The organism is Streptomyces sp. NPDC059224 (assembly GCF_042754285.1).
In the GTDB taxonomy this organism is placed as follows: domain Bacteria; phylum Actinomycetota; class Actinomycetes; order Streptomycetales; family Streptomycetaceae; genus Streptomyces.
Genome location: NZ_JBHZAN010000038.1, coordinates 46,094 through 66,789 on the forward strand (window position 1 = coordinate 46,094; position 20,696 = coordinate 66,789).

Sequence of the window (20,696 nt, forward strand, 5' to 3'; positions counted from 1 at the left end):
CGACATATGTCGTGCGTCCGTACATCAGTACGGACATGGCGGGTGCGCAGCTGCGGTACGGGAGGGGACGACTGTGAACAGTGGTGCGATACGTCGGCGGCTGGCGCTCGGTGCGGCCGTGCTGGCCGCCTCCGGGGTGCTCGCCCTGGCGGCACCGGCCCAGGCGCAGGCCGTGGCGGCGGCCGACTGCGCCGGACGCCAGGTGCGGACGCTGTCCTTCGCCACCGGCACCGTGCACGTCTACCGGCAGGGCGGCTACGTCTGCGCGATCACGCTCCCCAGGACCTCCGGCGGCAAGCGCGTGATGTCCGTCAGCGTCCAGGCCCGCGGCAATCGCCCGGTCGTCGACAAGGGCAAGTACAGGTACCACGCGGGCCCGGTGACCGTGCACGCCGGGCACCGGTGCGTCTGGGTCAGGGGCGCGGTCGGCCGGAGCTCGGTGAGTTCCGGCTGGATTCTGTGCTGAACGCCCCCGCACCCACTCAACACCCCCTGGTGTGAAGGCAGTTGCTCCGATAGCTTCCGGCGCACATCTGTCACACGGATTCCCAGGGGAGTGCGCATGCGCAAGGCGCTCAGATGGCTGCTGGCGCTCACGGTGCTCATAGGCACGCTGAGCACGGCCGGGGTGGCCACCGCCGCCCAGCCGGAGGCCACCGACATCAAGGACCGGCTGCTGGCGATACCGGGCATGAGCCTCATCGAGGAGAAGCCGTACACCGGCTACCGCTACTTCGTCCTGAACTACACGCAGCCGGTCGACCACCGCCACCCGGACCGCGGCACCTTCCAGCAGCGGATCACCGTCCTGCACAAGGACGTCAGCCGGCCGACCGTCTTCTACACCGGCGGCTACAACGTCTCCACGACCCCGAGCCGCCGCGAGCCGACCCAGATCGTCGACGGCAACCAGGTCTCCATGGAGTACCGCTTCTTCACCCCGTCCCGTCCCGACCCGGCCGACTGGACCAAGCTGGACATCTGGCAGGCGGCCAGTGACCAGCACCGCATCTTCGAGGCGCTGAAGAAGGTCTACCCCAGGAACTGGATCTCCACGGGCGGTTCGAAGGGCGGCATGACCGCCACGTACTACGAGCGCTTCTACCCGCGGGACATGGACGGCGTGGTCGCCTACGTCGCCCCGAACGACGTCGTCAACGGCGAGGACTCGGCCTATGACCGCTTCTTCGCGAACGTCGGCACCAAGGAGTGCCGCGACCGGCTGGACGCGGTGCAGCGCGAGGCGCTGGTGCGCCGCGAGCCACTGGAGAGGAAGTACGCGGCCTTCGCCGCCGAGAACGGCTACACCTTCGGCACCATCGGCGGCCTGGACCGCGCCTACGAGGCCGTCGTCCTCGACTACGTCTGGGGCTTCTGGCAGTACAGCCTGCTCTCCGACTGCGGCACGGTCCCGGCGGACGCGGCGAGGGCGACCGACGACGAGATCTGGAACTCCGTCGACACGATCTCCGGCTTCTCCGCCTACACCGACCAGGGCCTGCAGCCGTACACCCCGTACTACTACCAGGCGGGCACCCAACTCGGCGCGCCCACCATCGAGTTCCCGTACATCGGGAAGAAGTACATCCGGTACGGCTACCAGCCGCCCCGCAACTTCGTGCCGCGGTCGATCCCGATGCGCTTCCAGCCGCACGCCATGCGCGACGTCGACACCTGGGTGCGGCACCACGCCCGCCACATGCTCTTCGTGTACGGCCAGAACGACCCGTGGGGAGCGGAGCGCTTCCGTGTCGGCAGGGGTGCGAAGGACTCGTACGTCTTCACCGCGCCCGGTCTCAACCACGGCGCCAACGTCGCCGGCCTGGTCGCCGGCCAGAAGTCCCTGGCCACCGCCCGCATCCTGGACTGGGCGGGGCTGCCGCCCGCCACCGTCACGGCGGCGAAGCCGCTCGCGGCGTACGACGCGAAGCTGGACGTCCGTGACGTGGAGCGCGAACCCGCCCTGCGGCCCTGACTCCGCGCCGGACCGTTCACAGGCGGCGGGCGCAGCCCACCGGGCGTTCGCCGCCGAGCTGGACGTACAGGGCCGTCGAGGCCGGGCACGCGGCCCGCACGGTCACCGCCCGCACGACCTCGTACCGCGGTTTCCGCCTCCCCGAGCCGTCACAGGCCGTCTCCCGGACCTGGCCGTGGCCCGAGCCGTAGACGCAGTCGCCGACGACCGTGCGCGGTCCGCCGCCCCGGCCGGGGTCGCCGGGGTGCGGCGGCTCCAGGTTGCGCATGCAGGCGTAGCCCCGCGGGATCGCACCGGCACCGGCACCGTCGCCGCCCGTGCGCTGGGCGCCGATGCGCAGCACGAAGTCGGTGGTGGCCGGGCAGGCAGGCCCGGCGGCGATCGTTCCGTCGTACCGGGCGAGCACCCGGGCCACCGCCCGTTCGCCGGTGCAGGGCACCTCGGTGGAGCCGGCGGTCCCGAACGAACTGCACTCCCCGGCCGCGAGGAACCGCGCGCCGTACCCCGACGGCGTCGTACTCGCCGCCGGCCGCGCGCCGCCCGCCGGTTCCCCGGACGAGGACGGCAGGCACCCGGCCGACGACAGGACGACGGCGACCGTCACCAGCACCCCCGCGAAACGTCTGTTCCTCATTCCGACCCCCCTGCCGGCGTGGCCCGTGATCAAAACCCACGCCGGCCGTACGGGATGCTTTCCACCCGTTGGGGGCATTACGCCCGATCCATTACGTACGTCTAATACGTCATCCCGTGACCGATCGGATACAGCATCTGCGCCGGATCGTCGGCCCGCTGCACCGGCACCGGCAGCTTGCCGCGGGGTGCCACCCGTCCGGCGATCACCCGGGCCGCGGCCCGCAGTTCGACGTCCGTCCAGGAGTAGGCCGCCAGACACGCCCGCACGCCGGTCAGTTGGGCGACGTCGTACGGATTGCGCACGGCCACCGCCACAACCGGCCGGCCGGTCGCGACCAACTGCTGCACCAGTCGCTGCTGTTGGCTGCCCGCCGTCACGTTGTACGTCCCCACGACCACCGCGTCCACGGCCTGGGCCGCCGCGACCGCCTCGTCGATCGTCGCCGCGGAGGGTGCCGTGCCGGTGGCCAACACGGTCGCGCCGAAGCCGAGTTCGGTGAGGGCGGCGGCGAGCACGCCGGTGGGCGGACCCGTGGTGCCGGACGGGGAGGCCGGGTCGGCGCCCACCACCAGCACCCTGCCGTGCGTGCGGCGCGACAGCGGGAGCAGCCCGCCCTCGTTGACCAGCAGGGTGGTGGTCCGCTCGGCGATCCGGTCGGCGGCGGCCAGGTGCCGGGCCGCGCCCACCACCCGGTCGACGTCCTTGGTGTTGACGTACGGACGGTCGAGCAGCCCCAGCCGGGACTTGAGCCGCAGGATCCGCAGGATCGACTCGTCGAGCCGCGCCTCGGTCAGCTCCCCGTCCTGTACGGCCTTCAGGACCGCGTTCCAGGCCACCTCCAGGGTGGGCGGGTTGAGGAGCTGGTCGACACCCGCCCGCAGGGCGAGCACCGGCACCCGGTCGTCGCCGTACTTGGTGCGCACCCCCTCCATGCCCAGCGAGTCGGTCACCACGACGCCGTCGTAGCCGAGTTCGCCGCGGAGGATGCCGGTGAGGATCGGGTGCGAGAGGGTCGCCGGGTCACCGGAGCCGTCCAGTGCGGGGAACTGGATGTGTGCGGTCATGATCGAGTCGATGCCCGCCCGCACCGCCGCCCGGAAGGGGACCGCGTCCAGCTTCTCCCACAGTTCCCGGCTGTGCGTGATGACCGGGAACCCGGTGTGGCTGTCCACGGCGGTGTCGCCGTGGCCCGGGAAGTGCTTCGCGGTGGCCGCGACCCCGGCGTCCTGGTACCCCTGCGCCTCGGCGGCGACCAGCGCGCCGACCGCGTCCGGATCGGCCCCGAACGACCGTACGCCGATGATGGGGTTGGCCGGGTTCACGTTGACGTCGGCGTCGGGGGAGTAGTCCTGGCGGACGCCCATCGCCCGCAGCTCCGCACCGGAGATCCGGCCGAGGGTACGGGCGTCGGCGCGCGAGCCGCCGGCTCCGACGGCCATCGCGCCCGGGAAGAGGGCCGCGGGCGTGCCGATCCGGCAGACGGCGCCGTGCTCCTGGTCGGTGGCGATGAGCACGGGGAGGCCGCGCGGCTGGTCCAGGGAGGCCTTCTGGATGCCGTTCGACAGCTCGGCGATCTGCCGCGGGTCCCGGGTGTTGTGCGCCCAGGTGAAGTAGATGATCCCGCCGACCCGGTACCGGGCGACCAGCTCGGCGGCCGTGCGGACGCCGATCTCCTGGAGGTTGGCATCGATGTCGGTCTGGTCGGGAGCGGTGGCGGAGTGGCCGTAGACCCGCATCACGAACAGCTGGCCGACCTTCTCCTCAAGCGTCATGCGGGAGATGAGGGAGCGGAGCTTCTTGTCGTCGGCGCTCGGGCGGTCGGCGTTCTTGCCGCCGGAGCCGAAGCCGTACGCGCTGTTGCCGACGGTCAGGCCCGCGGTGACGCCCGCGGTCGCGGCGAGGACGCTGCGTCTGGAGGGCACGTGCGCTCCTTCCGGTGGGGGAACCGGCTGAAGGAAACTTCCGTAGGCACACCAATATTCGGGAAGTTTCTTTCCGTCAAGGGAATGCACAGGGCCTGCCCGGCGCGTCAGCGTGAAGGGCAGGAACGGCACCCGTTCGGCGGCAGCTGTGCGTGCCACCCCCGCGCGTCCTCGGGTTGACGCGCCGGGCAGGCCTCGGCCGAAGGGGCCGCCATCGGCGCAGGGGAGGGGGCGCGTCGATGGCGGCGGGCCGGCGGCCGTGGTGCGGCGGAGGGGGCAGGTCGGCGATCGCGGCCGGCAGCGAGTGCCGCCACCGCATCACGGAGGCTCTTCCGGCAGCCTGCGCGTTGGACGGACGGGGAGGGAGCGGGGTTCCCGCGTCCAGGAAGTCGGGGACCGAGGGGCGCAAGAGCTTCCGGGGGCGCCACCCTGTGCGAGCCGCCCCGGCCGGAACCCGGGCCGCGCGATCACGAGGGCATGCCCCTCGTCGGCATCCCCGGTCCAAGTCCGTGACCGCCGGTGCCCTCTTCCTCGCGGCCGCCGCCGACGGAGTCACCACCCTCGTGCGTCCCCTCCGCCGCGACGGCACCGAGGGTTTTACCGAGGGCCTCACCGGGCTCGGCCACCGCGTCGGCCGCACCACGGACACCTGGCAGGTGGACGGCCGCCCGCAGGGCCCGGCGCCCCGAGGCCGAGGTCCACTGCCGGGACGGGACCACCACCGCCCGCTTCCTGCCCGCGCCGGCCGCGGGCGGCCACGGCAGCCACCGCTTCGACGCCTCCGAGCAGCTGCGCCGCCGCCTCCTCGCTCCCCTCGCCCGACCTGGTCTCGGCGCCCTGCATGGAGATCACGATCGCGATGACGCGGTCGTTCGAGGCGGGGGTGGCGCGGGAGGGGGACACCTTCGTCGTGCCGCCCGGCGGCTACCGGAGACCGTCGTTCCGATCACGCCGTCCCGGGCCCCGGTCTCCTTGGGAGAGGGGCCCTCACGCCGAGTCGTTGAGCAGGCGTGCCAGGTGGTCGCGGCCCGCCGTGAGCAGGTCGGGCAGCGGGGGCGCCGTCTCGTGCCAGCGCTTCTCGTACTCCCAGCACAGCCAGCCGTCCCAGTTGTGCCGGGAGAGCACCTCCACGCAGTCGGAGAGCGGCAGGACCCCTGCCCCGAGCGGCAGCGGGGCGGTGTCCTCGGCCGAGGCGATGTCCTTGACCTGGACGTAGCCGAGGTGCGGGGCCAGGGCCGCGTAGGTCTCGGCGGGCTGCTCGCCGCCCAGCCAGGTGTGCATGACGTCCCAGAGGGATCCGACCATGCGGTGGCCGACCGGGCCGAGGACACGGATCGCGGCGGCGCCGGTGGGGTGCGAGTCGTGCGTCTCCAGCAGGACCCGGACCCCGAGCGCGGCGGCGTCCTCGGCGACCGTGCCGAGCCGCCGGGCGGCGATCGCGTCGGACTCGGCGGCGGGCAGCGCCGGGTCGGCACCGGGGAAGACGCGCACGAAGGGAGCGCCCAAGTCATGGGCGAGCTGGAGGAGTTGGCGCGTCTCGTCGAGGACCGGGGCGTCCTCGCCGGGGGCCGCGACACGCACGTACCCGGCGACGCCCAGGACCTCCACGCCGGCCGCCTTGAACTCGGCGGCCACGTCGGCCCGGGCGGCCGGGCCGAGGCCGGGATGCACCGGCTCCTCCGGATGGGCGCGCAGCTCGACGCCGTGATAGCCGTGGGCGGTGGCGAGCGCCAGCACGTCCGGCACCGGCAGCCCGGGGACTCCGAGGGTGGAGAAGGCGAACCTCATGCCTACCAACCTACTTCTCACCTGCCGGTTCCGTGCAGGTCCAGTCGCCAGTCCTGTCCGACCAGGTCCTTGCCGAAGGAGCGGTGCGGTTTCTCGGCGCTGAGGACGAAGCCGTGCCGCCGGTAGAGGCGGCGGGCGGCGGAGAGGACGTCGTTGGTCCACAGCACCAGGTCGCGGTAGCCGACCCCGCGCGCGAACTCGATCACGGCGGTGACCAGCCGGTCCCCGATGCCGAGCCCCCGCGCCTCCGGTTCGACGAGCAGCAGCCGCAGCCGTGCGGTGCCCGGGGCGTCGTCCCGTACGCACATCACGCACCCCATGGGCCGCCCGGCCCGTTCGGCGATCCAGACCCGCTCCAGGTGCGGGTCGTGGTCCTCGGCGTAGTCGGCGACGATCCGGGCCACCAGGCCCTCGTAGTCGGCGTTCCAGCCGTACTCGGCCGCGTAGAGGGCGGCGTTGCGCTGCACGATCCAGCCCAGGTCGCCGGGGTGCGGCTCGCGCAGCACGACCTCGCCGGCGGCCTCGGGGGTGTGCGCGTCGCCGAGGATCGTACGGATGGTGCGCATGGCCTCGGCGAGCCGTGGCCGCGCACCGGGGTCGACGGCGCCCAGCAGTGAGCCGACCGAGTCCCGGGCACGCTCGTCGAGCAGCTCCGCGGCGGACCGGCCGCCCGCGGTGAGCGACACCCGCCGCCGCCTCGGGTCCTTCTCGGAGGGTGCGCGCTCGATCAGGCCGGCCTCCTCGAACCTGTTGAGGATCCGGCTCAAGTACCCGGCGTCCAGTGCGAGATCGGCCCGCAGGTCGGCCGCGTCGGTGTCGGCGGAGTGCGCGAGCTCGTACAGCACGCGGGCCTCGGTGAGGGTGTACGGGGCGTAGAGGTGGCGGCCGTAGTCGAGGGCGCCGATGAGGTTGGTGTAGAAGCGGTTGAAGGCGCGGATGTCCTGGACGGTCATGGCTGGACCCCGATGGTTGACTGAGTCAGAGATGCCGCGTTTCCGAGGCTAGCCCGCCGCCCCGCCCGGCCGGAAGGCATCGGACCGAACGGCGGTCCCGCGGGCTTCACTTGTTCTTCCTTGTCTGGGCTCGTTCCTGCTTTTGACTTCGTCACCCCCGAGTCGTAGGTTTATACACGAACGTCACTAATGTCCGTTTCAATCGGATATGACGTGGTCCGCCGAAGAGCCCGGGCGGTGCGGAGAACCGGCATCAAGGGCGGCGGACGCGCTTAGAGCTGCGCGCAGGCTCTGGAGTGCACGCAAGTCGGCCCTGAAGCGGGCCGTCGTAACACAACCACACCCTCGGAGAGGGGCGATCATGCGCGCGCACAGCACACGTATCAAGAGGGTCGCCATCGCTGCGATCTCGGCACCGATCCTTGCGCTCGGCGCAGGTGCCGGCATCGCCAGCGCGGCTACCCACGCATCGGCGCCTGACCACGTTGTTTCCTTCCAGGACAACGGCGGTGGCGGCGGAGGTCACGGCGGCGGTGGCGGAGGCCACGGCGGCGGTGGCGGAGGCCACGGCGGCGGTGGCGGCGGTCATGGTGGCGGCGGTTACGGCGGTCACGGTGGCGGCGGCTACGGCGGTCACGGTGGTGGCGGCTACGGCGGCTGGGGCGACAACGGCTACGGCCGTGGCGGCCACGGCGGCTGGGGCGACAACGGCTACGGCGGCTGGGGTGGCGGCTACGGCGGCCACGGTGGCGGTGGCTACGGTGGCGGCGGTCACGGTGGCGGAGGCCACGGCGGCGGCGGCAACGGCGGCGGCGGTGGCGGAGGCCACGGCGGCGGCGGTGGCGGCCGGTGACTGACACTCCCTGACAGTCAGGGGAATGGGTCCGGGTGTCCGGTGTTCGGGCACCCGGACCCACGCGTGTACCCGCCCGGGGTGCGGAGGGCCGGCACCGGGCGGGGGTGATCCGTGGCCGCGGCGCCCGCCGGACGGTGGGTCCGCACCGACCCGGAAGCCGTCTGGGAGACCTCCCCGGCGACCACCTGGGGAATCGTTCCTGCTGGGTCGGTGCCAGGTGATCAGCCTGCTCGTACCACGCCTTGCGTACCGGTGTCACGAGCCCCCCGGGCCCACGGTCCGGCCGGCGCCCCCTGGGTCCGCGCACGCCCGGCTCCGGGCCGGCCGCCCGTCACGGGCCCGCCGTGCGGCAGCCCGCGGGCCGCACCGCGATCAGCCCCGCGGAACGCCCGAAGAGCCCCGTACCATCAGCTCCCCCCGGACCGTGGCGATGCCGCCCGGCGGGGGCTCCTCGCGGCCCATGGCGATGCGACCGGCCCGGGCGCCAGCCTCCGCCAGCGGCAGCCGTACCGTCGTCAGCGACGGCACCGCGTCGATGCTGAACGGCAGGTCGTCGAAGCCGGCCACCGACACGTCCGCCGGGATCCGCAGCCCCGACTCCCGCAGTGCCGCGCACGCGCCCAGCGCCACCGAGTCGTTGGCCGCCACCACCGCGGTCAGCGACGGGTCGCGGCGCAGCAGTTCGAGCGTCGCCTCGTATCCCGCCCGCCGGTCGTAGCGCCCGTGCACGGTCCAGCGCGGGTCCTCCTGGATCCCGGCCGCGGCCAGCGCGGCCCGGTGGCCCTCCAGACGGTGCCGGGTGGTCGTCCGCTCCTCGGGGCCCGCGATGTAGCCGAGGTGCCGGTGGCCCAGCCCGATGAGGTGCTCGGTCAGCTGCTTGCCGCCGCCGCGGTTGTCGAAGGCCAGCGCCACCGCGTCGGTGTCCGGCGCCGGCGGCCGTCCGCACAGCACCACCCGGGTCCCCGCGTCCGCCAGCTTGCGCAGCTTCGCCGCCACGGCCGCCGCGTGCGGCGCGTCCTCCACGGCCCCACCGGTCAGGATCACCGCGGCCGCCCGCTGCCGCTGCAGCAGGGTCAGATAGGTCAGTTCTCGCTCCGGCGACCCGCCGGTGTTGCAGACCACCGCGAGCCGCTCGCCGCCGGCGCGCCCGCCGGGGCCCCCGATCTCCGCCTGGATCGCGCTCGCCATGATCCCGAAGAACGGGTCGGCGATGTCGTTGACGAGGATGCCCACCAGGTCGGAGGTGGCCGCCGCGAGCGCGCTCGCCGGGCCGTTGAGGACGTAGTCCAGGTCGTCCACCGCCCGCAGCACCCGCTCCCGGGTGGACGCCGCCACGGGGTAGTTGCCGTTCAGCACGCGCGACACCGTCGCGGGCGAGACCTGGGCGCGGGCCGCCACGTCCGCCAGGGTCACCGTCATCTCGTCATCCTCCGGTCGCGTGTCTCTTCGTACGCCGTCGTACTCAGCCTGATCAAAGGAAGCCCCCTTGCCGTGCAGACCATAAGGCCATTCACTCCTGCTGTTCGCCCGCTCGAACAACTCGACCCCATCACGGTCTTGTACAGACCAGTGGTGAAAGGCTAGCTTCAGACCATGTAGAAAGCGCTTGCTGCGTTACTGGGACGCACGCGGACGAAGGGAATCACGTGACACGCAAGACGGTGCGTATCGCCATGAACGGCGTGACCGGGCGCATGGGCTACCGCCAGCACCTCGTCCGCTCGATCCTCGCGCTGCGCGAACAGGGCGGTCTCGACCTCGGCGACGGCACCGTGCTGTGGCCGGAACCGATCCTCGTCGGGCGCCGGGAGCACGCGCTGCGCGACATCGCCGACCGGCACGGTCTGTCCGGGGAACACGTCTCCACCGACCTGGAGTCCGTGCTCGCCGACCCGACCGTGGACATCTACTTCGACTCCCAGGTCACCTCGGCCCGCGAGGAGGCACTCCGGCAGGCCATCGCCGCCGGAAAGCACGTCTACACCGAGAAGCCGACCGCGACCGGCCTGGAGGGCGCCCTGGAGCTGGCCCGGCTGGCGGACGCGAAGGGCATCAGGCACGGCGTCGTCCAGGACAAGATCTTCCTGCCCGGCCTGCTGAAGCTGAAGCGGCTCATCGACGGCGGCTTCTTCGGCCGGATCCTGTCGGTCCGCGGCGAGTTCGGCTACTGGGTCTTCGAGGGCGACTGGCAGGAGGCGCAGCGCCCGTCCTGGAACTACCGCGCGCAGGACGGCGGCGGCATCGTCGTCGACATGTTCCCGCACTGGGAGTACGTCCTGCACGAGCTGTTCGGCCGGGTGAAGTCCGTCCAGGCCCTGACCGCCACCCACATCCCGCAGCGCTGGGACGAGACCGGCAAGCCCTACGACGCCACCGCCGACGACGCCGCCTACGCCATCTTCGAACTCGACGGCGGCGCCGTCGCCCAGATCAACTCCTCCTGGGCGGTCCGCGTCAACCGCGACGAACTCGTCGAGTTCCAGGTCGACGGCACCGAGGGCTCGGCGGTCGCCGGGCTGCGCGACTGCCGGGCCCAGCACCGCTCCGCGACCCCCAAGCCGGTGTGGAACCCGGACATCCCGGCCACCGAGGTCTTCCGCGACCAGTGGCAGGAGGTCCCGGACAACGGCGCGTTCGACAACGGCTTCAAGGCCCAGTGGGAACTCTTCCTCAAGCACGTCTACGCCGACGCCCCCTACCACTGGGACCTGCTGGCCGGCGCCCGCGGCGTACAGCTCGCCGAGCTCGGCCTGCGGTCCTCGGCGCAGGGCCGCCGCATCGACGTACCGGAGATCGCGCTGTGACCATCCAGCTCCCGGGCGCCGGCGGGGCGCTGCGGACCTACGAACCGCGCACCGAGCCGCTCGCCGTCACCGACGGCACCCCCTTCACCTCCCGTACGGTCTTCTCGGCGGCCCATGTCGTCGCCGACCCGTTCGCCGACGCCTCCCCCGACTCGGCAGCCGCCGTCGACTGGGACGCCACCCTCGCCTTCCGCCGCCACCTGTGGTCGCACGGCCTGGGCGTCGCCGAGGCGATGGACACCGCCCAGCGCGGCATGGGCCTGGACTGGGCGGGCGCCGCCGAACTGATCCGCCGCAGCGCCGCCGAGGCGAGGGCGGTCGGCGGCCGGATCGCCTGCGGCGTCGGCACCGACCAGATCACCGGCGGCACGCTCGCCGGGATCCGGGCCGCCTACGAGGAGCAGCTCGCGCTCGTCGAGGAGTCCGGCGCCCAGGCCGTCCTGATGGCCTCCCGGGCGCTCGCCGCCACCGCCTCCGGCCCCGAGGACTACCTGGACGTCTACGGGCACCTGCTGCGCCAGGCCGCCGAGCCGGTGGTGCTGCACTGGCTGGGCCCGATGTTCGACCCGGCGCTGGCGGGCTACTGGGGACCGGCCGACCTGGACGCGGCGACGGAGGTGTTCCTGGAGGTCATCGCCGCCCACCCCGACAAGGTCGACGGCGTCAAGGTGTCGCTCCTGGAGGCTCAGCGGGAGATCGACATCCGGCGACGGCTGCCGCAGGGCGTCCGCTGCTACACCGGCGACGACTTCAACTACCCCGAGCTGATCGCCGGCGACGAGCAGGGATTCAGCCACGCCCTGCTCGGCATCTTCGATCCGCTGGGACCGCTGGCGGCGCAGGCGGTACGGGTCCTGGACACGGGCGACACGGCGGGCTTCCGCGCGCTGCTCGACCCGACCGTGGAACTCTCCCGCCACCTCTTCCAGGCCCCCACCCGCTTCTACAAGACGGGCGTGGTGTTCCTGGCCTGGCTCGCCGGCCACCAGGCACACTTCACGATGGTCGGCGGCCTGCAGTCGGCCCGCTCCCTGCCGCACCTCGCCCGCGCCTACGAACTCGCCGACGGCCTGGGGCTGTTCCCCGACCCGAAGCTGGCCGAGGACCGGATGAGGACCCTTCTCGCCCTGTACGGGGTGACCCGGTGACCGGCGACCTGTCCCGCTTCTCGATCAACCAGATGACGGTGAAGCAGCTGTCGCTGCCCGAACTGGCCGACGCCTGCCTGGAACTGGGCGTGCCCGCCGTCGGCCTGTGGCGGGAGCCGGTCCGGTCGTACGGAGTGGAGGCGGCCGCCAAGCTGGTCCGCGAGGCGGGCCTGACCGTCACCACCCTGTGCCGGGGCGGCTTCCTCACCGCGATCGACCCGGGAGCGCGGGCGGCGGCCCTCGCCGACAACCGGCGGGCGGTCGAGGAGGCGGCGGCCCTCGGCACCGACACCCTCGTACTGGTATCCGGCGGCCTGCCCGCGGGCTCCCGGGACCTGCACGGGGCACGGGAGCGGATCGCGGACGCGCTGGGAGAGCTGGGCCCCTACGCACAGCGGCACGGGGTCCGGCTGGCCGTCGAGCCCCTCCATCCCATGTACGCCGCCGACCGCTGCGTGGTCTCCACCCTCGCCCAGGCCCTGGACCTGGCCGAGCGCTTCCCCGCCCACCAGGTCGGCGTCACCGTGGACACCTACCACGTCTGGTGGGACGACCGGGCACCCGCGCAGATCGCCCGGGCCGGCGCGGGCGGCCGCATCCACACCTTCCAACTCGCCGACTGGACCACCCCGTTGCCCGAAGGCGTCCTCAACGGCCGCGGCCAGCTCGGTGACGGCGCGATCGACATGCGGGAGTGGAGGGGGCACGTGGAGGCGGCCGGCTACACCGGCGCCATCGAGGTCGAGCTGTTCAACGACGGCCTGTGGGCCCGGGACGGCCGCGAGGTGCTGACGGAGACGGCGAACCGGTTCGTGGAACACGTGATCCGGTAGCCCGCTTCCGAAAGATCTCCCGCCCCCGTACAACCATCCCCCCGCGCGGCCGGTCGTACCCGGTGTCAGAACCTTCGGGGGGATCCGGGGGGATCGCGGGGTTCTGGCCGGAGGGGGTAGACCGAGGGGGTTCGATCGACGGATCGGGCCCCCTCGAAGCGTGTCCGGGCACCTGCGGGGCGTGCGGCCGGTTCCGGTGTTGTTCGTGGGAGCCCGGTGCCCCAGGCTGCTGCCTGAACGAGACGAATGTTCGACTCGGGGGGCGGTTCTCGTGCTGCGGATTCATTTCACGCCTCAGGACCTGGCTCGCGTCCGGGTGGCGAGCGCCCCCGACCCGCTCTGGGAGATCACCTGCAGCCTGCACCGGTTACAGACCTCGCGGGGCCGCTGGGCGTACGCCGACTGGTACCGCGAGACCCGCGCCACCCTGGCCGGCACCCACCTCGGCGCTGCCGTACGACGGCTCCTGGTCCCGGTGCTGCCCAGGGCCCGCTACCTGCCCGACTTCCTCACCCCGCACGAGTCCGCCGACGGCCTGGACCACGGCCTCGCGGCGATCGTCGACACCCCGCCCGGCCGGGTCGTGCGCGAGATACAGACCCTGGACCGGATCACCGGCGCCCCCGACTGGGCGCCCCGGCTGCTGGAACGCGAGACCCGGGAGGAGCTAGCCAAGCTCCTGCGCACCTATCACGAAGCGGTGATCGCTCCCCACGAGAGCCGGGTCGGCGCCGCCGTCGCCGGCGAGCGCGCCCTGCTCGCGCGCCAGACCCTCGACACCGGCCTCGACGGACTGCTCCGCGGCCTGTCACCGGCCGTCCGCTGGCGGCCGCCGGTCCTGCACGTCGACTACGTCGAGGACCGGGACCTGTACCTGGCCGGCCGCGGACTGCACCTGATCCCCTCGTACTTCTGCTGGCAGTCACCGATCTCGATGGCGGACGACACCCTCCAGCCGGTGCTGGTCTATCCGGTGCACGGCGTCCGCGCGACCGCCCCCGACGCCCCGCCGGACGCCACGCTCGCCGCGCTGCTCGGCCGGACCCGTGCGGCGGCGCTGCGCTGTCTCGCGTTCGGCGCGACCACCTCCGAACTGGCCCGACTGCTCGGCGTGTCGGTGCCTACGGCCTCCCACCACACCACCGTGCTGCGCGACGCCGGCCTGGTCTTCAGCCACCGCCACCACAACACGGTGCTGCACTCCCTCACCCCGCTCGGCGCCGCCATGCTCAGGCCGGCTTCCGCCCCGCCGCCCACAGGAGTCAGGGAGGCACCGCCGGAGCAGCGGACTCCACTGCCTGGCGCGGGACTTTAGAGCCCCGTCGAAGGGCGTGGTCCACGGGGCGGGTGCTCTGCGAGCGTTTCGGTTGCTCGATCCGGCCACAACCGATCACCGCAAGGGGGAACCATGAGGAAGGCCATCGCCGCGGGCGCGCTCGCGCTCGTCTCCGCCGCAGGCTGTCTGGTGCTCGCGCCCGCCGCGTCCGCCGCCCCGGCCGCCTGTGTGACCGTGACGCTGAAGACCGGGGCCTACCAGGGCGTCGGCGGCACCGCGACCAAGTCGTCGTCCAGCAGCTGCGGCGACCTCAACCTGACCTACTCGGACGACTCCACCTCCACGTACGGCGACGAGTACGCCGGGCGTCTGTACCACTCCTCCAGCAGCTCCTGGGTGACCTGCAACAAGGGTTACGTCTGGGCCTCCGACGGCAGCCACAGCGTCAACGACTCCACCTACTGGCTGTGCACCGACGTGTCCGGCGGCACGAAGTTCACCGTGGCGAGCTACTACGACGGCGGCGACACCGTCCACATCACGCACTGACCCGGTGCCGCAGCTCCAGGGGTGCCGTGGGCCCGAGCGGCCCGCGGCACCCGCTCCCACCCCCGCAGGCAGGACCCCATGATCCGGATGCTCCGTGCGGCCCGCTCCGCCGCCGCTCTCGCCCTGCTCGCCGCCGTCACGGCCACCGCCTGCACGGCCGGCCCGGCTCAGCAGCCCGTCGCCGGCCCCCGCGCGGCCACCGTGACCCCGGCCCGGCTCAGCGACACCCTGCCGGCCGACCCGGTGCGGATGGTGCTGCCCGCGACCGGCGCCGAGTCCCGCTGGACGCAGGGGCTGGACGTGTTCGTACGGCAGGTGCAGCGCGTCGCGGCGGCCTCCTGCGCCCGTGACCGTGGCTTCACCCTGCCCGACCAGGTCCCGCTCGCCTTCATCCGCTACTACGAACTCCCCGACCTGGACTTCATCGCGCGGCACGGCACCAGCGAGAGCGCCACCGTGCCCGCCCCGTCGGCGAGCCCCGCCCCGGCCCGCACCGGATCCGCCGCCGACGTGCGTGCCTGTCTCGCCGAGGGCACGGCCGCCGCCCGGGCCCTGCGCGAGCGCTATGCGGGCGTCCAGGGCCAGTGGTTCGGCACGCTCACCACCCTGCGCCGCGATCCGGCCACCCTCGACGCCCTCGGCACACTGCCGGACTGCCTGGCCCGGTACGGCGTCCGGGCCCGCGACGAGAACGCCTTCTTCGCCCTCGCCGACGCCAGGATGCAGACCGCCGGCCCGGACGGACCCGCCTCGGGGGAGAACACGTTGGGGCGGGCGTACGCCACCTGCATGCGCCCGGTGGAAGCGGTACGGGAGCCCGCCCGCGCCGAGCTGCGCACCCGTTTCCTGGCCGCACCCGGACACGCGGACGCGGTCCGCGCGGTGCGCACCACCCTCGTCCCGGCCCTGCGCGCCGCCCAGCGGCGCTACGGCGTGCCGCTGGTGTTCCCCCAGCCGTGACACCGGGCTCCGCGGCGCCCTAGAAGAACACCCCGCACCGCAGCAGCACGTTCGCGTACGGCCGGGCCTCACCGGTGCGCACCACCAGGCGGGCGCCGCCCGACAGCTCCTTCAGCCGTTCGTGCGGGACCAGGGCCAGGTCGGGAAAGTGCCCGTCCAGCAGTCCGGCCGCGGCCGGATTGGCCTCGCGTATCTCGGTCGCGGCCGTGGCGCCCTCCACGACCAGCTCGGACAGCAGCCCCTCCAGCACCTCCGCGAAGGACGGCACCCCGGCCCGGAAGGCCAGGTCCACGACGCGCGGCCCGTGCGGGATCGGCATCCCGGCATCGCAGACCAGCACTCCGTGCCCGTGCCCCAACTCCGCGAGCGCGCCCGACAGGTGGCGGTTGAGGATCCCCGTCTTCTTCACAGCGCCTCGACCTCCGCCGCCGTCGGGTACGAGTCCTGCGCGCCCCGCCTCGTCACCGCGGCCGCGCCGACCCGGGCCGCGTACGCCGCCGCCTCGGCGAGCGACGCACCCGCCCCGAGCCGTACCGCGAGGGCCGCGGTGAAGGCGTCCCCGGCGCCCGTGGTGTCCACCGCGTCCACCTTCACCGACGGGACGGACTCGCTCCCGTGCCCGTCGGCGACCAGCGCGCCCGCCGCGCCCAGCGTCACCACCACCGACTTCGGGCCCCTGGCGAGCAGGAGCCGCGCCCAGTCGGCCGGCTCCTCGCCCGCGGCGGCCGCACCGAGGAGCACCTTCGCCTCGTGCTCGTTGACGATCAGCGGGTCACAGGCCGCGAGGACCTCGTCCGGAAGGGGCCGCGGCGGGGACGGGTTGAGCACGAACCGGCTGCCGGGGGCCAGGTTCCGTACCACCTCCACCACCGTCTCCAGCGGGATCTCCAGCTGCGCGGAGACCACCCGGGAGGCCTGGAGGAGCCCGCCCGCGGCCCGTACGTCCGCCGGTACGAGCCGGCCGTTCGCGCCCGGTGAGACCACGATGCTGTTGTCTCCGGAGGGATCCACGGTGATCAGGGCGACGCCCGTGGGCGCCCCGCCCACCAGTACGCCCGCCGTGTCCACCCCGGCGGCCCGCTGCGAGTCGAGCAGCAGCCCGCCGTGCGCGTCGTCGCCGACCCGGGCCAGCAGGGCGGTGCGGGCACCGAGCCGGGAGGCCGCGACCGCCTGGTTCGCGCCCTTGCCACCGGGGTGCGTGGCGAGGTCGCCGCCGAGCACGGTCTCACCGGCGGCCGGCCGCCGCTCGACCCCGATCACCAGGTCGGCGTTGGCCGATCCCACGACCAGGAGGTCGTAGTCGTACATGAAGTGACTCCCTAAGAGAACGAGTTGAGGCGGCCGGGCCCGGCGGGTGCCGACCGGCCGCCTCCTTGGTACCTCAGCCCGTGAACCCGGCCACGTTCTCCTTCGTGACCACCTTCACCGGCACCTTGATCGTCGAGGCGACCTTCTTGTCCTGGATGGCCTTGAGCGCGTTGTCCACGGCGATCTTCCCGAGCTGCGAGGGCTGCTGGGCGACCGACGCGTACAGCGTGCCGTTCTTGACCGCGGTCAGGCCGTCGGGGGTGCCGTCGAAGCCGACCACCGAGACCGACTTGCCGGCCTTGGAGCCGAGCGCCTTGATCGCGCCGAGGGCCATCTCGTCGTTGGCGGCGATGACGCCCTGGACGTCCGGGTGGGCCTGGAGCAGGTTCGACATCACGTCGAGGCCCTTGGTCCGGTCGAAGTCGGCCGGCTGCTGGGCCACCACCTGGATGCCGGGGAAGGCCTTCAGGCCGTTGGCGAAGCCCTGCGCGCGTTCGCGGGCGGCGGAGGTACCGGCCTGGCCCTGCAGGATCACGATCTTGCCGTGGCCGCCGAGCTTGTCGCCGATCGTCTTGGCGGCCAGCTCACCGCCGGTGACGTTGTCGGAGGCGACCAGCGCGTCGGTCCTGGCGTTGTTGACGCCACGGTCGACGGCGATGACCGGGATGTCCGCCTTGTTGGCGGCCTTCACGGAGTTGCTCGCCGCGTCCGAGTCCACCGGGTTGACGATGACCGCGCCCAGTCCCGAACTGGTGAAGTTCTGGAGCTGGTTGGCCTGCTGCGAAGCGTCGTTCTGGGCGTCCGTGACGGTCAGGTCCACGCCCAGTTTCTTCGCCTCGGCCTGCGCGCCGGAGCGGATCTGCACGAAGAACGGGTTGTTCAGGGTGGACAGGGACAGGCCGACCTTCGGGTTGTCGGAGGAGGAACCGGTGTGCAGCAGGGAGGTCGCGGCGACGAGTCCGACGGTGACGGCGGCCGCGAGCGCGTACGTCCCCGCCTGCTTGCCCTTGTTGCCCCCGGTACCTGCGGCCACCGGGGTGGCGCCGGCCTTGCGGCGCACGGTGTCCAGGAGCACGGCGAGCGCGATGACGACACCGATGACGACCTGCTGCCAGAACGCGGAGACGTTCAGCAGGTTGAGGCCGTTGCGCAGCACCGCCAGGATCAGCGCGCCGATCAGCGTGCCGGAGGCCTTGCCGGTACCGCCGGCCAGCGACGCGCCGCCGATCACCACTGCCGCGATGGCGTCCAGTTCGTAGCCGTTGGCGGCCTGCGGCTGCGCCGAGGAGAGCCGGGAGGCCAGCACGATGCCGGCGACGGCCGCGAACAGTCCGGACAGCGCGTAGATGGCGAGCTTCTGCTTGTTGACCCGCAGCCCGGACAGCCGGGCGGCCTCCTCGTTGCCGCCGATCGCGTACATCGAACGTCCGATGTAGGTCCGGCCGAGCACGAAGGCGGCGATGAGCCCCATGACGACCATCACCAGGACCGGCACCGGCAGCCAGCCGCCGAGCGTGTCACCGAGGTGGGAGACCGAGGCGGGGAAGGCGATCGGGGAGCCGTCGGAGATGACCAGCGCCAGGCCGCGGCCCACCGAGAGCAGCGCGAGCGTCGCGATGAACGGCGGCAGCTTGCCGTACGCGATGAGGAAGCCGTTGACCAGACCGGCCGCTATGCCGGTGGCGACGGCCAGCACCACGGCCAGGAACACCGGCACCCCGTGCGAGGTGGCACTCCACGCCAGCACGGTGGCCGACAGGGCGGCGACCGAACCGACCGACAGGTCGATGCCCGCCGCGACGATCACGAAGGTCGAGCCGAAGGCGAGGATGGCGACCACGGCCGCCTGGACGCCGACGTTCAGCAGGTTGTCGGTGGTCAGGAAGTCACCCGACAGCGCCGACATGGCGATGACGAGGACGATCAGCGCGGTGAGCGCGCCGTTGTCGAGGAGCAGCCGGCGCACGCCGGAGACGCCACCGGCGCCCGCGTTCTTGCTCTTGAGGGTGTCAGTGGCCACGTCCGGCCTCCTTGTCGGTTGTGGTGGTGGGGGTGGAGACGGCGAGAGCCATCACGGAGTCCTGGGTGGCCCGGTCGGCGGAGAGCTCGCCCGCGATCCGGCCCTGCGCCATCACCAGGACCCGGTCGCTCATCCCGAGGACCTCGGGCAGATCGCTGGAGATCATCAGGACGGCGGCCCCGGCGGCCGTCAGTTCGTTGATCAGCTGGTAGATCTCGACCTTGGCGCCGACGTCGATACCGCGCGTCGGCTCGTCGAGGATCAGCACCTTCGTGTCGGCCAGCAGCCACTTGCCGATGACGACCTTCTGCTGGTTGCCGCCGGAGAGGGTGCGCACGTGCTGGCCGAGCCCGGCCATCCGCACGCCCAGCTGCCCGGCGATCCGCTCGGCGGCGACATGCTGCCCCCGCAGGTCGACGATCCCGGCCCGGGTCGCCCGGCGCAGGGTCACCAGCCCGAGGTTCTCCTCGACGGAGGCGTCCAGGACCAGTCCCTGCCCCTTGCGGTCCTCGGGGACGAGCCCGATCCCGGCGGCCATGGCCGCGTTGACGTCGTGCCGCTTCAGCGCCGTACCGGAGACCTGCACGGCCCCCCTGTCGTACGGATCGGCACCGAACACGGCCCGCACGACCTCGGTACGGCCGGCACCGACCAGCCCCGCGATGCCGACGACCTCACCGGCGCGCACCTGGAAGCTGATGTCGTGGAAGACGCCGTCCCGGGTCAGCCCGTCCACGGACAGCAGCACGGCACCGGTCTCGGCCCGCTCGCGCGGGTACTGCTGCTCGATGGACCGCCCGACCATGAGCCGGACCAGTTCGTCCTCGGCGGTGGTGGCGGGCACCTGGCCCACGCTCTTGCCGTCCCGGATGACGGTCACCCGGTCCCCGACCGCGGCGATCTCCTCCAGGTGGTGGGTGATGAAGACGATCCCCACCCCGTCCTCGCGCAGCTGCCGCACGATCGCGAAGAGCTTCTCCACCTCCTCCGAGGTGAGCACGGCGGTCGGCTCGTCCATGATGAGCACGCGCGCGTCCAGGCTGAGTGCCTTGGCGATCTCGACCATCTGGAGGCGGGCGATACCGAGCTCCCGTACCCGCGCACGCGGTGAGACGTTCACGCCGACCCGCTTGAGCAGGGCCTCGGCGTCGGCCTCCATCCGCTTCCGGTCGATCATCCCGAGGCGGCGCGGCTGCCGGCCCAGGAAGATGTTCTCGGCGACCGTGAGATCGGGTACCAGGTTGAACTCCTGGTAGATGGTGGCGATCCCGAGGCGCTCGGAGTCCTGCGCACCATGGATGCGCACCTCCTCGCCGCCGGCCAGGATCCGCCCCTCGTCCGGGGTGTAGGCGCCGGAGAGCATCTTGATGAGGGTGCTCTTGCCCGCTCCGTTCTCACCGAGGAGTACGTGCACCTCGCCCCGGCGCAGATCGAAGTCGACGCCGTCGAGCGCGACCACGCCGGGGAAGGATTTCCGTATGCCCTCGATGCGCAGCAACTCGTCCGGGTTGCTCACGACGTGCTCCTTTGCACAGGGGTCTGGTTCATTCCGGGACGTGGGGGGGGGGGGGGGGGGCGGCCCCCCCCGCGCGGGGGGGGGGGGGTGGTGGGAGGGCGGCCCCCCGAAACCGAGCTAAAGGGGCGGCCCGCGGGCCGCCCCCCCCCCC

The 20,696-nt window shown here is 72.8% G+C and carries 19 protein-coding genes; 9 read left to right on the forward strand and 10 right to left on the reverse strand.

All coding sequences use genetic code 11. The annotated features are described in order from the left end of the window. Positions 1-73: 73 nt before the first annotated feature. Positions 74-466 (forward strand): hypothetical protein, encoded by a 393-nt coding sequence (locus ACFXI4_RS34930; protein ID WP_384998714.1) that lies wholly within the window; start codon positions 74-76, stop codon positions 464-466. A gap of 96 nt (positions 467-562) precedes the next feature. Further along, the gene (locus ACFXI4_RS34935; RefSeq protein WP_384998719.1) at positions 563-1,975 is read left to right on the forward strand and encodes a S28 family serine protease; all 1,413 of its coding nucleotides are present in this window, start codon (positions 563-565) and stop codon (positions 1,973-1,975) included. A gap of 16 nt (positions 1,976-1,991) precedes the next feature. On the opposite strand, the gene ACFXI4_RS34940 is transcribed toward ACFXI4_RS34935, so the two are convergent. From ACFXI4_RS34940 to ACFXI4_RS34960, 5 genes are all read right to left on the reverse strand, one after another. Continuing rightward, a complete protein-coding gene (locus tag ACFXI4_RS34940; RefSeq protein ID WP_384998722.1) occupies positions 1,992-2,609 on the reverse strand; it encodes a hypothetical protein in 618 nt (205 codons plus the stop codon). Between the two features lie 101 nt (positions 2,610-2,710). Next, positions 2,711-4,534: a glycoside hydrolase family 3 protein gene (locus ACFXI4_RS34945; protein WP_384998724.1), complete on the reverse strand. Its 1,824-nt coding sequence runs from the start codon at positions 4,532-4,534 to the stop codon at positions 2,711-2,713. A gap of 467 nt (positions 4,535-5,001) precedes the next feature. Next, positions 5,002-5,256 (reverse strand): hypothetical protein, encoded by a 255-nt coding sequence (locus tag ACFXI4_RS34950; protein ID WP_384998727.1) that lies wholly within the window; start codon positions 5,254-5,256, stop codon positions 5,002-5,004. Positions 5,257-5,521: 265 nt separating this feature from the next. Beyond that, entirely contained in the window at positions 5,522-6,322 is an 801-nt protein-coding gene (locus tag ACFXI4_RS34955; protein WP_362729555.1) for a sugar phosphate isomerase/epimerase family protein, read from the reverse strand. A 17-nt stretch (positions 6,323-6,339) separates the two neighbouring features. Next, positions 6,340-7,275: a GNAT family N-acetyltransferase gene (locus tag ACFXI4_RS34960; protein WP_384998730.1), complete on the reverse strand. Its 936-nt coding sequence runs from the start codon at positions 7,273-7,275 to the stop codon at positions 6,340-6,342. A gap of 361 nt (positions 7,276-7,636) precedes the next feature. Between ACFXI4_RS34960 and ACFXI4_RS34965 the strand changes: the two genes are divergently transcribed. Beyond that, positions 7,637-8,128, forward strand: a complete 492-nt coding sequence (locus ACFXI4_RS34965; RefSeq protein ID WP_384998733.1) for a hypothetical protein — start codon at positions 7,637-7,639, stop codon at positions 8,126-8,128. 375 nt (positions 8,129-8,503) lie between these two features. Here the strand turns inward: ACFXI4_RS34965 and ACFXI4_RS34970 are convergent, their stop codons facing one another. Further along, positions 8,504-9,550: a LacI family DNA-binding transcriptional regulator gene (locus ACFXI4_RS34970; RefSeq protein WP_384998736.1), complete on the reverse strand. Its 1,047-nt coding sequence runs from the start codon at positions 9,548-9,550 to the stop codon at positions 8,504-8,506. Between the two features lie 227 nt (positions 9,551-9,777). Between ACFXI4_RS34970 and ACFXI4_RS34975 the strand changes: the two genes are divergently transcribed. From ACFXI4_RS34975 to ACFXI4_RS35000, 6 genes are all read left to right on the forward strand, one after another. Next, entirely contained in the window at positions 9,778-10,935 is a 1,158-nt protein-coding gene (locus ACFXI4_RS34975) for a Gfo/Idh/MocA family protein (protein ID WP_384998739.1), read from the forward strand. After that, positions 10,932-12,083 carry a dihydrodipicolinate synthase family protein gene (locus ACFXI4_RS34980; protein ID WP_384998742.1) on the forward strand — a complete coding sequence of 384 codons (1,152 nt, stop codon included), beginning with the start codon at positions 10,932-10,934 and terminating at the stop codon, positions 12,081-12,083. The genes ACFXI4_RS34975 and ACFXI4_RS34980 overlap by 4 nt, the downstream gene beginning before the upstream one ends. 32 nt (positions 12,084-12,115) lie before the next feature. Continuing rightward, positions 12,116-12,916 (forward strand): sugar phosphate isomerase/epimerase family protein, encoded by an 801-nt coding sequence (locus ACFXI4_RS34985; RefSeq protein WP_362725835.1) that lies wholly within the window; start codon positions 12,116-12,118, stop codon positions 12,914-12,916. 271 nt (positions 12,917-13,187) lie between these two features. Next, positions 13,188-14,231, forward strand: coding sequence for a DUF5937 family protein (locus ACFXI4_RS34990; RefSeq protein WP_384998745.1), 1,044 nt, complete (start codon positions 13,188-13,190; stop codon positions 14,229-14,231). 93 nt (positions 14,232-14,324) lie between these two features. Further along, entirely contained in the window at positions 14,325-14,741 is a 417-nt protein-coding gene (locus ACFXI4_RS34995; protein ID WP_362725832.1) for a hypothetical protein, read from the forward strand. A 78-nt stretch (positions 14,742-14,819) separates the two neighbouring features. Further along, positions 14,820-15,701, forward strand: a complete 882-nt coding sequence (locus ACFXI4_RS35000; protein ID WP_384998748.1) for a hypothetical protein — start codon at positions 14,820-14,822, stop codon at positions 15,699-15,701. A gap of 19 nt (positions 15,702-15,720) precedes the next feature. Here ACFXI4_RS35000 and rbsD read toward each other — a convergent pair whose 3' ends face one another. From rbsD to ACFXI4_RS35020, 4 genes are all read right to left on the reverse strand, one after another. Next, positions 15,721-16,110 (reverse strand): D-ribose pyranase, encoded by a 390-nt coding sequence (gene rbsD, locus ACFXI4_RS35005; protein WP_384998751.1) that lies wholly within the window; start codon positions 16,108-16,110, stop codon positions 15,721-15,723. Beyond that, the gene (locus ACFXI4_RS35010; RefSeq protein WP_384998754.1) at positions 16,107-17,009 is read right to left on the reverse strand and encodes a ribokinase; all 903 of its coding nucleotides are present in this window, start codon (positions 17,007-17,009) and stop codon (positions 16,107-16,109) included. The genes rbsD and ACFXI4_RS35010 overlap by 4 nt, the downstream gene beginning before the upstream one ends. A gap of 73 nt (positions 17,010-17,082) precedes the next feature. Continuing rightward, on the reverse strand, positions 17,083-19,029 hold the full coding sequence (locus ACFXI4_RS35015) for a substrate-binding domain-containing protein (protein WP_362715616.1): 1,947 nt from the start codon (positions 19,027-19,029) through the stop codon (positions 17,083-17,085). Continuing rightward, positions 19,019-20,545 carry a sugar ABC transporter ATP-binding protein gene (locus ACFXI4_RS35020; RefSeq protein ID WP_384998757.1) on the reverse strand — a complete coding sequence of 509 codons (1,527 nt, stop codon included), beginning with the start codon at positions 20,543-20,545 and terminating at the stop codon, positions 19,019-19,021. The genes ACFXI4_RS35015 and ACFXI4_RS35020 overlap by 11 nt, the downstream gene beginning before the upstream one ends. Positions 20,546-20,696: the final 151 nt, after the last annotated feature.

What these genes read in the sequence shown, in the direction of transcription:
- ACFXI4_RS34935 (WP_384998719.1), top strand. Translation starts at nt 563, where the DNA reads ATGCGCAAGGCGCTCAGATGGCTGCTGGCGCTCACGGTGCTCATAGGC.
- ACFXI4_RS34940 (WP_384998722.1), bottom strand. Translation starts at nt 2,609, where the DNA reads ATGAGGAACAGACGTTTCGCGGGGGTGCTGGTGACGGTCGCCGTCGTC.
- ACFXI4_RS34955 (WP_362729555.1), bottom strand. Translation starts at nt 6,322, where the DNA reads ATGAGGTTCGCCTTCTCCACCCTCGGAGTCCCCGGGCTGCCGGTGCCG.
- ACFXI4_RS34960 (WP_384998730.1), bottom strand. Translation starts at nt 7,275, where the DNA reads ATGACCGTCCAGGACATCCGCGCCTTCAACCGCTTCTACACCAACCTC.
- ACFXI4_RS34965 (WP_384998733.1), top strand. Translation starts at nt 7,637, where the DNA reads ATGCGCGCGCACAGCACACGTATCAAGAGGGTCGCCATCGCTGCGATC.
- ACFXI4_RS34970 (WP_384998736.1), bottom strand. Translation starts at nt 9,550, where the DNA reads ATGACGGTGACCCTGGCGGACGTGGCGGCCCGCGCCCAGGTCTCGCCC.
- ACFXI4_RS34985 (WP_362725835.1), top strand. Translation starts at nt 12,116, where the DNA reads ATGACGGTGAAGCAGCTGTCGCTGCCCGAACTGGCCGACGCCTGCCTG.
- ACFXI4_RS34995 (WP_362725832.1), top strand. Translation starts at nt 14,325, where the DNA reads ATGAGGAAGGCCATCGCCGCGGGCGCGCTCGCGCTCGTCTCCGCCGCA.
- ACFXI4_RS35000 (WP_384998748.1), top strand. Translation starts at nt 14,820, where the DNA reads ATGATCCGGATGCTCCGTGCGGCCCGCTCCGCCGCCGCTCTCGCCCTG.
- ACFXI4_RS35010 (WP_384998754.1), bottom strand. Translation starts at nt 17,009, where the DNA reads ATGTACGACTACGACCTCCTGGTCGTGGGATCGGCCAACGCCGACCTG.